Origin of the sequence: Pseudacidovorax sp., assembly GCF_017991995.1 — a bacterium.
GTDB lineage: Bacteria > Pseudomonadota > Gammaproteobacteria > Burkholderiales > Burkholderiaceae_C > Xenophilus.
This window is the reverse complement of record NZ_JAGOPN010000007.1, coordinates 213765-226657: the sequence shown is the minus strand read 5'-3', so window position 1 is coordinate 226657 and position 12893 is coordinate 213765. Positions and strand designations below refer to the sequence as shown.

General features: G+C 68.3%; 10 protein-coding genes and 1 tRNA gene. 7 read left to right on the top strand and 4 right to left on the bottom strand.

Annotated features, from left to right (window positions below; all coding sequences use genetic code 11):
* The first annotated feature begins 5 nt into the window (after window positions 1–5).
* The 7 genes from rplT (at window position 6) to KBC94_RS12030 (ending at window position 6198) form a co-directional block, all read left to right on the top strand.
* Window positions 6–365 carry a 50S ribosomal protein L20 gene (gene rplT / locus KBC94_RS12060; protein ID WP_017758897.1) on the top strand — a complete coding sequence of 120 codons (360 nt, stop codon included), beginning with the start codon at window positions 6–8 and terminating at the stop codon, window positions 363–365.
* A gap of 178 nt (window positions 366–543) precedes the next feature.
* Complete coding sequence (gene pheS, locus KBC94_RS12055) at window positions 544–1587, top strand: phenylalanine--tRNA ligase subunit alpha (RefSeq protein WP_294370277.1); 1044 nt, start codon at window positions 544–546, stop codon at window positions 1585–1587.
* 15 nt (window positions 1588–1602) lie between these two features.
* Window positions 1603–4032, top strand: coding sequence for a phenylalanine--tRNA ligase subunit beta (gene pheT, locus KBC94_RS12050; RefSeq protein WP_294370276.1), 2430 nt, complete (start codon window positions 1603–1605; stop codon window positions 4030–4032).
* Between the two features lie 16 nt (window positions 4033–4048).
* Window positions 4049–4429 carry an integration host factor subunit alpha gene (locus KBC94_RS12045; RefSeq protein WP_017760992.1) on the top strand — a complete coding sequence of 127 codons (381 nt, stop codon included), beginning with the start codon at window positions 4049–4051 and terminating at the stop codon, window positions 4427–4429.
* A gap of 160 nt (window positions 4430–4589) precedes the next feature.
* Window positions 4590–5117, top strand: coding sequence for a MerR family transcriptional regulator (locus KBC94_RS12040; protein ID WP_294370274.1), 528 nt, complete (start codon window positions 4590–4592; stop codon window positions 5115–5117).
* A 65-nt stretch (window positions 5118–5182) separates the two neighbouring features.
* A tRNA-Pro gene (locus tag KBC94_RS12035) sits at window positions 5183–5259 on the top strand.
* A 114-nt stretch (window positions 5260–5373) separates the two neighbouring features.
* A complete protein-coding gene (locus KBC94_RS12030; RefSeq protein ID WP_017762249.1) occupies window positions 5374–6198 on the top strand; it encodes an undecaprenyl-diphosphate phosphatase in 825 nt (274 codons plus the stop codon).
* Between the two features lie 208 nt (window positions 6199–6406).
* Here the strand turns inward: KBC94_RS12030 and KBC94_RS12025 are convergent, their stop codons facing one another.
* From KBC94_RS12025 to poxB, 4 genes are all read right to left on the bottom strand, one after another.
* Window positions 6407–7207: an alpha/beta hydrolase gene (locus KBC94_RS12025; RefSeq protein ID WP_294370385.1), complete on the bottom strand. Its 801-nt coding sequence runs from the start codon at window positions 7205–7207 to the stop codon at window positions 6407–6409.
* Window positions 7208–7369: 162 nt separating this feature from the next.
* The gene (locus KBC94_RS12020; protein WP_294370273.1) at window positions 7370–8200 is read right to left on the bottom strand and encodes a proteasome-type protease; all 831 of its coding nucleotides are present in this window, start codon (window positions 8198–8200) and stop codon (window positions 7370–7372) included.
* 35 nt (window positions 8201–8235) lie between these two features.
* The gene (gene mutS, locus KBC94_RS12015; RefSeq protein WP_294370384.1) at window positions 8236–10830 is read right to left on the bottom strand and encodes a DNA mismatch repair protein MutS; all 2595 of its coding nucleotides are present in this window, start codon (window positions 10828–10830) and stop codon (window positions 8236–8238) included.
* A 186-nt stretch (window positions 10831–11016) separates the two neighbouring features.
* Entirely contained in the window at window positions 11017–12741 is a 1725-nt protein-coding gene (poxB, locus tag KBC94_RS12010) for a ubiquinone-dependent pyruvate dehydrogenase (RefSeq protein ID WP_294370271.1), read from the bottom strand.
* Window positions 12742–12893: the final 152 nt, after the last annotated feature.

The following is a 12893-nucleotide window of genomic DNA, read 5'->3' as shown; positions in this document are numbered from 1 at the left end:
TCAACATGCCTCGCGTCAAACGTGGTGTAACCGCTCGCGCCCGCCACAAGAAGGTTCTCGCCCTTGCCAAGGGCTTCCGCGGTCGTCGCGGCAACGTCTTCCGCATCGCCAAGCAGGCGGTGATGAAGGCGGGCCAGTACGCCTACCGTGACCGCCGCGCCAAGAAGCGCGTCTTCCGTCGTCTGTGGATTGCGCGTATCAACGCCGCCTCCCGTGAACTGGGCCTGACGTACAGCCAGTTCGCCAACGGCATCCGCAAGGCCGGCATCGAGATCGACCGCAAGGTCCTCGCCGACATCGCCGTGCACGACAAGGCGGCTTTCGCCGGCATCGTGGAGCAGGTCAAGGCCAAGCTGGCTGCTTGATTCCGCCCAGTGCGCGTCCGCTCCGGCGGAGCCGCGCACGCCCACGGTTCCAGGGCTGGCGCTTGAAAAAGCTCCGGCCCTTTTTCATGGGCCCCGCAGCGCGCGCATCGACCCCAGGTTGGTGCGTTTGCCCCCAGCGGTCACGGCCCTCTCCATTTCTCCGCATCGCACGCATTCCATGAACGAACTGGACACCCTGGTCGACCAAGCCCGTGCCGCCTTCGCTGGCGCCCGGGCACCCGCTGAGCTCGAGAACGCGAAGGCGCAGTTCATGGGCAAGTCCGGCCGCGTCACGGAACTGATGAAGGGCCTGGCCCAGTTGCCGGTCGACGAGAAGAAGAGCCGCGGCGCCGCCATCAACGTGGCCAAGCAGGCGATCGAGGCCGCGCTCAATGCCCGGCGCCAGGAACTGGCCGATGCTGAACTCAACGCACAGCTGCAGGCTGAGGCGCTGGACGTCACGCTGCCCGGCCGTCGCCGTGTCGGGGGCGGCCTGCACCCGGTGGCGCGCGCGCAGGAACGCATCGAGGCCATCTTCGCCAGCATGGGCTTCGACGTGGCCGACGGCCCCGAGGTCGAGACCGACTGGTTCAGCTTCACCTCGCTGAACAACCCGCCCAACCATCCGGCGCGTTCGATGCAGGACACCTTCTACGTCGACATGAAGGACGACGACGGCCAGCTGTTCAACCTGCGCCCGCATACCTCGCCGATGCAGGTGCGCTATGCCCAGGCTCATGCGCGCCAGTACGCCGGCCAGGAGAGCATGCCCGACATCCGTGTGATCGCGCCGGGCCGCACCTACCGTGTGGACAGCGATGCCACGCATTCGCCCATGTTCCATCAGGTCGAGGGCCTGTGGATCGGCCAGAACGTCAGCTTCAAGGACCTGAAGGTGATGTACCTGGATTTCATCCAGGCCTTCTTCGAGACCAGCGCGCTCAAGCTGCGCTTCCGCCCCAGCTACTTCCCTTTCACCGAGCCCAGCGCCGAAATCGACATCATGTTCGAGAAGGGGCCGCTGGCCGGCCGCTGGCTGGAGGTCTCGGGCTCCGGCCAAGTGCATCCGCAGGTGGTGCGCAACATGGGCCTGGACCCGGAGAAGTACATCGGCTTCGCCTTCGGTTCGGGCATCGACCGCTTGGCCATGCTGCGCTACGGCGTGAGCGACCTGCGCCTCTTCTTCGACGGCGACCTGCGTTTCCTGAACCAATTCCAATAAGACGAGGGCGACCCGATGCAATTCCCCGAATCCTGGCTGCGCGCCTTCTGCAATCCGCCCCTGTCCTCCGAAGCCCTGGCCGACACGCTGACCATGGGCGGCTTCGAAGTCGAGGAGCGCCGCCCCGCCGCGCCACCCTTCACCAAGATCGTCGTCGGCGAGATCAAGGAGGCCGTGCAGCATCCGAATGCCGACCGCCTGCGCGTGTGCCAGGTGGACGCTGGCCAGGGTGGGCTGCTTAACATCGTCTGCGGCGCGCCCAACGCCCGCGTCGGCATCAAGGTGCCTTGCGCGCTCGTCGGTGCCGAGCTGCCTCCGGGCGAGGACGGCAAGCCCTTCAAGATCAAGCTGGGCAAGCTGCGCGGCGTGGAAAGCCAGGGCATGCTGTGCTCCGCCCGCGAGCTGGGCCTGAGCGACGACCACGGCGGCCTGCTCGAACTCACTGGCGATGCGCCGGTGGGCGCCGACGTGCGCGATCTGCTGCAGCTCGACGACGTGCTGATCACCATCAAGCTCACGCCCAACCTGGCGCATGGCCTGTCGGTCTACGGCATCGCGCGCGAACTCTCGGCGCTAACGGGTGCGCCGCTGCAGACGCCGGTGATCGAGCCCGTGCAGCCACAGCTGGACGACAAGCTGCCGGTGCGCGTTGAAGCCGCCGACCTGTGCGGCCGCTTCTCCGGCCGCATCGTGCGCGGCGTGAACACGCGCGCCGCCACGCCGGCCTGGATGGTCGACCGCCTGGCGCGCTGCGGCCAGCGCAGCGTGTCGCCGCTGGTGGACATCTCCAACTACGTGATGTTCGAGTACGGCTCGCCCTCGCACATCTTCGACCTGGACAAGATCCACGGCGGCCTGACGGTGCGCTGGGGTCGCGCGGGCGAGCAGCTCAAGCTGCTCAACGGCAACACCGTCACTGTCGACGAACAGGTGGGTGTGATCGCCGACGAGCGCGAGGTCGAGTCCCTGGCCGGCATCATGGGTGGCGACGCCACGGCCGTGTCCGACGACACGAGCAGCATCTACATCGAGGCGGCCTTCTGGTGGCCGGCCGCGATCCAAGGCCGTTCGCGCCGCTTCAACTTCTCGACCGACGCCGGCCATCGCTTCGAGCGTGGCGTGGACCCGAGTCGCACCGTCGCCATGATCGAGCGCATCACCCGCCTGGTGCAGGAGATCTGCGGCGGCCAGGCTGGCCCCATCGACGACCAAGTCTTGAAGCTGCCCGAGGCCGCGCCGGTCACCCTCCGCGTCGCTCGCGCCGAGCGTGTGATCGGCATGCCGATCACCCAGGCCCAGTGCGCCGACGTGCTGCGCAAGCTGCACCTCGACTTCACCGAAGGCGAGGGCACCATCACCGTCACGCCGCCGCCGCACCGCTTCGACATCGCCATCGAGGAAGACCTGATCGAGGAGGTCGCCCGCCTCGTCGGCTACAACAACCTGCCGTCCACGCCGCCGCTGGCGCCCATCCGCGCCCGCGTGCTCTCGGAAGCGCAGCGCAGCCGCTTCGCCGTGCGCCGTCGCCTGGCCGACCTGGGCTACCAGGAGACGATCAACTTCAGCTTCGTCGAGGCCGCCTGGGAGCGTGACCTCGCGGGCAACGCCAACCCGGTGCAACTGCTCAACCCCATCGCCAGCCAGATGAGCGTGATGCGCTCCTCGCTCATGGGTTCGCTGCTGGCCGTGCTCAAGTTCAATCTGGACCGCAAGGCGCCGCGCGTGCGCGTGTTCGAGGTGGGCCGCGTGTTCGTGCGCGACGACGCCGTCGTGACCAGCGACAGCAGCGTCAAGGGCGTACGCCAGCCGGTGCATGTGGCGGGCTTGGCCTGGGGCGATGACGAGGCTGCGCGCTGGGACGGCAAGCCGCAGCGCGTGGATTTCTACGACGCCAAGGGCGATGTCGAAGCGCTGCTCGCGCCGCGCGCCGTGCGTTTCGAGAAGGCGGAGCATCCCGCGCTGCATCCGGGCCGCTGCGCCCGGGTGCTCGTGGATGGCCAGCCGGTCGGCTTCATCGGCGAGTTGCACCCGCGCTGGCGCCAGCAGTGGGATCTGCCCTTCGCGCCCATGCTGTTCGAGCTGTCCCTCGACGCCGTGACGGCGCGAGCCATGCCGGCCCTGCGTCCGGTGCCGCGCCACCAGTCCGTGGAGCGCGACATCGCCGTGGTGGTGGCTGAATCGGTGAGCCACGACGCCCTGCTGGACGCCGTGCGCGCCGCCGACACCGGTGGCCTGCTGCGCGATGCGGCGCTGTTCGACATCTATCGGCCGGCGCCTGAGGCGAATGTTGCCGCGGCCGGCGCCCTCGCCGCGGGCGAGAAGAGCATGGCCGTGCGCCTGGCCTTCCTGGGGGAGGCCACGCTGACCGACGAGCAGGTCGATGCCGCCGTGGCGGCCATCGTGGCGAAGGCCCAGCAACAGGTCGGCGCCCGCCTGCGTGGCTGACACCGAGGACGACGACATGGAATTCAAGATCGACGCCATCGAGACGCCCGCGCTGACCAAGGCGCAGCTGTCGGAACTGCTGTTCGAGCAGATCGGCCTCAACAAGCGCGAAGCCAAGGACATGGTCGAGGCCTTCTTCGAGGTCATCGCCCAGCGCCTGATCGAAGGTGACGAAGTCAAGATCTCGGGCTTCGGCAACTTCCAGATCCGGACCAAGGCGGCGCGGCCGGGGCGCAATCCGCGCACGGGCGAATCGATCCCGATCGGCCCGCGCCGGGTGGCGGTCTTCCACGCCAGCGCCAAGCTCAAGGAGCAGTTGCACGAAGCCGTCGCGGCCGACGCCGCATCGCCGGTCACGGCCGCCCCCATCGAGGCCGAGCGCGCCGAGCTTGGTTGATGTCAGTGCGAGCCCGCAGGGCGCCCAAGCGCACGCAGTGCTGCGGCACCCGGGCACGAGGACCCGGTCACATCTGCGCGCACTTTGAACGTTCGGTGTCTGGTATGTGCTGCACTGCTGGAGTAACCTCGCACGTTTGCCTCGCACCGTGTTGATTTCGATGGAGAACAGCCTCCCTCCGATTCCCGTCAAGCGCTACTTCACCATCGGTGAGGTGGCTGAGTTGTGCGGGGTCAAGCCGCATGTGCTGCGCTACTGGGAGCAGGAATTCACTCAGTTGCGGCCCATGAAGCGCCGGGGCAATCGCCGCTATTACCAGCATCACGAGGTGCTGATGATCCGCCGCATCCGGGACCTGCTCTACGAGCAGGGCTTCACGATCAGCGGCGCCCGCAACCGGCTGCAGGAACTGGCGCAAGCCGAGCGCGAGCGTCGCCGCCGTGGGGACATGCCTGTCGACGAGGTCGACGCCCAACCTGCCTTCGCCGAGCCGTCCTTCGACGACGAGCCCGTCTTCGAGGAGCCGCCCGCGTTCGTGGCGGAGGGCGCGCGCCACTCGGCGCATCGTGTCGCGGCCGACGCCGAACTGGTCGTCGGGTCGCCGTTGCCGATGATCTCGGACGCTTATCCCGTGGCGCTGCTGCGCCGCGAGCTGGTGGAGATCCGAGACCTGCTCAGCTTCTACTGAGCGAAGCGAATTTCTCTCTTCGAAGTTCGCGAAGACGGTCAAATCCGGTATATACTTTATGGCTTCGGTGTGTGGCGCAGCCTGGTAGCGCACTTGCATGGGGTGCAAGGGGTCGAAGGTTCGAATCCTTTCACACCGACCACTATTAAAGAAGCTGAAAGCCGCTGTGGAGTCAAATCCACAGCGGCTTTTTTGTTTTGGGTGTTGTGTGTCTCGCGGGCTGAACGGCCCGGCTTTCGAAAACAGGAGTTCCGTTTTGGACATCGTTCTGCTGACCAAGGCCGCCATCATGGGCATCGTGGAAGGGCTCACCGAGTTCCTTCCGATTTCCTCCACGGGTCACCTCATCCTCGCCGGCTCGCTGCTAGGCTTCGATGACGGCAAGGCCAAGGTCTTTGACATCGCGATCCAGACCGGCGCGATCTTCGCGGTGATCCTGGTCTACTGGCAGAAGATCAAGTCCACCGTCGTGGCCTTGCCCCGTCAGCGAAAAGCGCAACGTCTGGCGCTCAATGTGCTGATCGGCTTCCTGCCCGCCGTGGTGCTGGGCCTGCTGTTCGGCAAGGCCATCAAGGCACACCTGTTCATCCCCACCGTGGTGGCCAGCACCTTCATCATCGGCGGCTTCATCATCCTCTGGGCCGAGAAGCGGCCGCCGGGTGCCGTGCGCGTCGAGCATGTGGATGACATGACGCCCTGGGACGCGCTCAAGGTCGGCCTGGTGCAGTGCTTTGCCATGATCCCCGGCACCAGCCGCAGCGGCTCCACCATCATCGGCGGCATGCTGCTGGGCCTCTCGCGCAAGGCGGCGACCGACTTCTCCTTCTTCCTGGCCATTCCCACGCTGATCGGCGCGGGCGTCTACAGCCTCTACAAAGAGCGCGCGCTGCTGTCGGTGGCGGACATCCCGATGTTCGCCGTCGGCCTCGTGTTCTCCTTCATCAGCGCCTGGCTGTGCGTGCGTTGGTTGCTGCGCTACATCTCCACCCACAGCTTCATTCCCTTCGCCTGGTACCGCATCGTGTTCGGCCTGATCGTGCTGGGTACGGCCTGGAGCGGGATGGTGGTCTGGGCGGATTGAGTGGCGCGGGGCGGGTCATCGCGCCCCGGTTTCGACCAGCTCAGCCCGAACGGTTGGAGGGCGCATACGCCGGGTGCAGCGCGGTTCCCTGAGCCTGCACATGAGGTGCAAACAGAAAAGCCACCGGTCGCAGGCCGGTGGCTTTTGTCCTTTGGCGCACCGCGTGGCGCTCGCCGACCCCCATGTCCCACGCGGTCCGAGAAAGCCCTCAGAGCAGGTTGCGCAGCGTCGCTTCGATGGCTGCTGCCGTGGCGATCGGCTTTTCCATCGGAAAGAGGTGCGTGCCGTCCAGCATGCTGATGCGCCCGCGCGTCAGGCGCAGCGTGGCCGCCATGCCTGCGCGCTTCATCTCCACCGACTGGCGGCCGCCGATGAAGGCGCAGGGACACTGCAGCGGCCGGCTGCGCAGCAGGCGGCCGATGTTGTCGGGCAGGTTGTCGTAGATCGCGGTCTCGACATCGCGGTCGAAGGCGAGGGCGCGGGCATCGCCATGCACGAAGGTGCCATGGTCGATGTAGTCGTGCAGCACCTGCGGATCCCAGCGCGCGAAGGCCTTCTTGTGGCGGAAGTGCTCGAACACCGCCTCTCGGTCTTCCCAGCTGTCGCGGCGCTTGCGGCTGACCATGCCCGGCGAGACGCGGCGCATCAGCGGCGTGCGCTTGACCAGCCCCAGCGTGCCGGCACGCCAGCCGTCGATGATGGGTGAATCGATCATCACCACGCCGCGTGCGAGCAAGGGATGTTTCGACGCACACATGACGCTCAGGATGCCGCCCAGCGAATGCCCGACGAGGAAGGGCGCGGTGCCCGCGCCGTCGGCGATGGGGGCCGTGAACTCGGCCAACTGCTCGACCAGGTGCGGCCAGTTGTCCGTGACCGGAAAGCGCGGGTCATGGCCGAACTTCTCGATGGCGTGCACGGCAAAGCCGCGGGCGCGCAGGCTGTCGAGCATCACCCGGTAGGTGCTGGCCGGAAAGCTGTTGCCATGCGAGAAGACGATGGGCGGCAGCGTGGCCGCGGCGGATGGCAAGGGCGCGGAGGCAGGCACGGTCGGCAGCAAGCGGTGGAATCGGGAATCGGGGTGGAAGGACAGGGGCAGACGCCGGACGGGGTGCGGCACCGCCCGGCCACGATGCGCGGACGAATCCGCAGGCCGAGCGGGCGGGCCTTCTCAGATGAGCTTCTCGTCCCGCGTCGAGATCTTGCGCAGCGCGCCGTGGCGGCCGGCCGGCATCTTCAGCGGGTGCGCCGTGTGGTCGTCGTTCCAGACCGGGTCTTCCAGGCTGTCGAAGACTTCGCGCAGCTTGCGGCCCCAGCCGTCGCGGATCATGCGGAAGTAGGGGTTGTCGGCGTCGATGCAGATCACCTTGTCGGTCTGCAGGCGGTTGGCTTCGTACACCACCAGATCCAGCGGCAGGCCCACCGACAAGTTGGACTTCATGGTCGAGTCCATCGACACCAGCGCGCACTTGGCAGCCTCGTCCAGCGGTGTGTCGGGCGTGAGCACACGGTCGAGCACGGGCTTGCCGTACTTGGCCTCGCCGATCTGGAAGTAGGGCGTCTCGGGCGTCGCCTCGATGAAGTTGCCGGCCGAGTAGACGAGGAAGAGCCGCATGCCCTCACCCTTGACCTGGCCGCCGAGGATGAAGCTCACGTTGAAGTCCACGCCGGCCGCCTTCAGCGCCTCGCCATCGCGGTCGTACACATGGCGCACGGCGGAGCCCAGCACGCGGGCGGCGTCGAACATGCTCCGGGCGTTCCAGATGGTGATGGGCGGGCCCTCGCGGCCGCGCTCTTCCAGCTCTTCGATCTGCAGGATCTCGCGCACCGACTGCGAGATCGACAGGTTGCCGGCCGACAGCAGCACCATCGTGCGGTCGCCGGGCTTCTCGTAGACGATGGTCTTGCGGAAGGTGCTGATGTGGTCCACGCCCGCGTTGGTGCGGGAGTCCGACAGGAAGACCAGGCCGGCGTTGAGTTTGATGCCTACGCAGTACGTCATGGTGATGCGCGGTCGGCGGGCGGGCCGCGGAGGCTTCAGTCCCGACGCTCGCGTTGGTGCAGCTTTTTGAGTGTGTAGAGCGCTTCGAGCGCCTCCCGGGGGCTCATCGCATCGGGGTCGAGCGTGGCCAACGCGGATTCTACGGGGCTCTCCTGCGGCGTCTGGGCCACGGGCGGTGGCGCGAACAGGTCGACCTGGGCCTGCGCCTGGGTCTGCTGCGACTCCAGCGCCTCCAGCGCGCCGCGGGCATGGTGGATCACCGCCGCCGGCATGCCCGCCAGCCGCGCCACCTGGATGCCGTAGCTGCGGCTGGCAGGGCCCGGCTGCATCTCGTGCAGGAAGACGATGTCGCGGCCGCTCTCGGTCGCGCTCACGTGCATGTTGAGCGCGGCGCGGTGCGTGGCCGGGAACTCCGTCAGTTCGAAATAGTGGGTGGCGAAGAGGGTGAAGGACTTCGCCCGGTCATGCAGATGCGCCGCGATGCCCGCAGCCAGCGCCAGGCCGTCGAAGGTGCTGGTGCCGCGGCCGATCTCGTCCATCAGCACCAGCGAATGCGGCGTGGCGCTGTGCAGGATTTGCGCGGCCTCGGTCATCTCCAGCATGAAGGTGGACTGGGCGTTGGCCAGGTCATCGGCCGCGCCGATGCGGGTGTGGATGGCGTCGATGGGCCCGAGCCTGCAACTGTGGGCCGGTACGCAGGAGCCGATGGAAGCCAGCAGCACGATGATCGCCACCTGCCGCATGTAGGTCGACTTGCCGCCCATGTTCGGGCCGGTGATGACCTGCATGCGCTGGCTGGGCCCCAGGCGCGTGTCGTTGGCGATGAAGGCGCCGCTCGATTTTTCGGCCAGGCGTGCCTCCACCACCGGATGGCGGCCCTGCTCGATCTCGATGCAGGGATGGGCCACGAAGCTGGGCGCGTTCCAGTTGAGCATGTGAGCGCGTTCGGCCAGCGCCGCGAGGGCGTCGAGCGAGGCCAGCGCTGCCGCAACACGCGTGAGGGCCGGCACGTGCGGCTGTAGCTGGTCGAGCAACTGCTCGTAGAGCCACTTCTCGCGCGCCAGGGCGCGGTCTTGCGCGGACAGCGCCTTGTCCTCGAAGGCCTTGAGCTCGGGCGTGATGAAGCGCTCGGCATTCTTCAGCGTCTGCCGTCGGCGGTAGTGCTCGGGCACGCGCGACAGGGCGCTCTGCGTGATCTCGATGTAGAAGCCATGCACGCGGTTGAACTGCACCCGCAGGTTGGCGATGCCGGTGAGGGCGCGCTCGCGCGTCTCCAGTTCCAGCAGGAAGCCGTCGCAGTTCTCGCCGATGGCCCGCAACTCGTCCAGCTCGGCGTCGAAGCCGGTGGCGATCACGCCGCCCTCGCGGACCAGCGCGGCGGGTTCGGGCTGGATGGCGCGGGCCAGCAACCCGGCGCAGCCGGGCGGTGGCACCAGCTCTTCGGCGAAGTAGCCGAGCAGTGGCGCGCCCATGGGCAGCAGCGGCCCCAGGCGCTCGCACTTGACCAGCGCCAGCTGCAGCGCGACCAGCTCGCGTGGGCGCACCTGGCGCAGGGCGACGCGCGCGGCGATGCGCTCCACGTCGCTGGTGTTCTTGAGCTGCTCGCGCAGCAGCTTCCAGGGTGCCGCGGTTTCGCCGGGCGCGGGTGCGCGCAGGGCAGCGATGGCGCCCAACCGGGCCTGGGCCTCGGCCCGGTCGCGGCGCGGGGCCAGCAGCCAGCGCTTGAGCATGCGGCTGCCCATGCCGGTCATGCAGGTGTCCAGCAGCGAGAAGAGGGTGGGCGACTCCTCGCCGCGCAGCGTCTGCACCAACTCCAGGTTGCGACGCGTGGTGGCGGGCAGCTCGATCAACTCGCCATCGCGCTCGACGGCCAGGCGCTGCAGGTGCGACAGCGTGCGGCCCTGCGTGTGCTCGGCATAGCCCAGCAGCGCCGCGGCGGCGGCATGGGCCTGGCCCAGCGACTCCGCGCCCCAGGCCGCCAGACTGGCGGCGCCCAGCTGCTCGCGCAGCTTGCGCTCGCCCAGGCCGGGGTCGAACTGCCAGGCGGGCCGCACCGACAGCGTGAAGCCGCCGGGCTCCCGCTGCAGCTTCAGGCGCTGTTCGAAGGCGGGCGTGACCTCGGCGCTGTAGAGCAACTCGCTCGGGCCCACCCGCTGCAGCCAGCCTTCCAGCGCATTCGCGTCGCACTCGGCCAGGTGCACCTCGGCGCCCGTGACGCTGAGCCAAGCCAGGCCGCAGACGTTACGCGCGCCGGCATGCACCGCCATGAGGATGGCATCGTTCTTGTCGGCCAGCAGTTCGGCGTCGGTGAGCGTGCCGGGCGTGACCACGCGCACCACCTTGCGTTCGACCGGCCCCTTGGCGGCGCCGACCTCGCCCACCTGTTCGCAGATGGCGACCGACTCGCCCAGCTTGATGAGGCGCGCCAGGTAGGTGTCGACCGAATGGAAGGGCACGCCGGCCATGACCACCGGCGAGCCGGCCGACTGGCCGCGCGTGGTGAGGGTGATGTCGAGCAGGCGCGCCGCCTTCTCGGCATCGGCGTAGAACAGCTCGTAGAAGTCGCCCATCCGGTAGAACAGAAGCGTCTCGGGATGGTCGGCCTTGAGGCGCAGGTACTGCGCCATCATCGGCGTGTGGGCGGAGAAGTCGGCGCTGGCCGGCGTCGGCAGGGCGGTGCTCGGGTCTTGCAATTGCTTGTCGATGTCCAGGGGCCGCGCATGCCTGCTGCCGGATGGCGAATGCTGTGCGCGAGGTCGGCCCGCTGCGGGGCGGGCCGACGAAGGGCGTGGATTATCGACCCGGACGCCCTGCCCTCAGCGCCACAGGTTCGTCCGCGCCAGTTCCACCACCTCGTCCCCGCGGCCATTGATGATGGCCTTGAGCAGGTACAGGCCGAAGCCCTTGGCCTGTTCCGCCTCGATCTTGGGCGGCAGCACCAGCTCCTGCTTGGCGGTGACCACGTCCACCAGCGCAGGGCCGTCGTGCGCGAAGGCGGCGGCGAGGGCGCCGTCCAGCTCGGCCGAATTGGTGACGCGGATGCCTCGCACACCCATGGCCGTCGCCATGGCCGCGAAGTCCGGATTCGCCAGGTCGGTGCCGGTGTCCAGATAGCCGCCGGACTTCATCTCCATGGCGACGAAGCCCAGGCTGCCGTTGTTGAAGACGATCACCTTCACCGGCAGGCCCAGCTGCACCAGGCTCAGGAAGTCGCCCATCATCATGGTGAAGCCGCCATCGCCCGAGAGCGAGACCACCTGCCGCCCGGGCGCTGCCGCCTGCGCGCCCATGGCCTGCAGCATGGCGTTGGCCATCGAACCATGGTTGAAGGAGCCGATGAGCCGGCGCCGGCCGTTCATCCTGAGGTACCGCGCGGCCCATACCGTGGGCGTGCCCACATCGGCCGTGAAGACGGCGTCGTCGGCCGCCATGGCGCTCACCCGCTGCGCCACGTACTGCGGGTGTAGTGGCCGGCCTATGCCAGCGGCCACGGCCAGGTCGTCCAGGCCTTCGCGCGCCTTCGCATAGTGGGCCAGTGCGCCATCGAGGAAGCGCCGGTCGTCGTGGTCCTGGAGCCGCGGCAGCAGTGCGGCGATTGTGTCGCCCACGTCGCCGACCAGGCCCTGCGCCAGCGGCGCCCGGCGGCCCAGGGCGCCGGGGTCGCGGTCGATCTGCACGATGTGCGCCTCCTTGGGATAGAAGGCGCGGTAGGGAAAGTCGGTGCCCAGCATCAGCAGGGTGTCGGCGTTCTCCATCGCGTGGTAGCCGGAGGCGAAGCCGATCAGGCCGGTCATGCCCACGTCGTAGGGGTTGTCCCATTCCACATGTTCCTTGCCGCGCAGCGCATGGACGATGGGCGCCTTCAGCCGTTCGGCCAGGGCCACAACAGCGTCGTGGTGGCCCGCGCAACCGCTGCCGGCCAGCAGGGTGATGGCCCGGCTTCCGTCCAGGTGGGCGGCAAGTTCATCGAGCGCGGCGTCCGGCGGCACGACGCGCGGCCGCGGTGCGAGCGGGATGCGCGGCGCCTTTTCCACCGGCGCGGCGGCCAGCGCCACATCGCCGGGAATCACCAGCACGGCCACGCCACCACGCCCCACGGCCGTCTGGATCGCGCGGTGCAGCACGGCCGGCATCTGTGCAGGGTTGGAGACCAGCTCCACATAGTCCGCGCATTCCCGGAAAAGCTCCTGCGGATGCGTCTCCTGAAAGTAGCCCAGCCCGATCTCCGACGAGGGAATGTGCGCCGCGATGGCCAGCACCGGCACCCGATTGCGCTGGCAGTCGAACAGACCGTTGATCAGGTGCAGATTGCCGGGCCCGCAACTGCCGGCGCAGACCGCCAGCCGGCCGGTCAGCGCCGCCTCGGCGCCCGCGGCGAAGGCGGCCGATTCCTCGTGCCGCACATGCATCCATTCGATGCGGCCCAGACGTCGCAGGCTGTCGTTGAGGCCGTTGAGGCTGTCGCCCGTCACGCCCCAGATGCGCTCGACGCCGAGGTCGGCAAGGCTGTGGGCGAGGAGGTCGGCGACGGTGAAGGGCATGGCAGCTCCAAATCAAGGGTAAATACGAATGGACTCGCATTCATCCTAAGAATTTCGCTGGGGCGCTAGCGTAGGAACGGAGCGATACCGGACCTCGATGCGTGCGGCCTGCGCCTCAGGCGGTCCGCACGGCGCGGGGCCGTCAGCGCCTG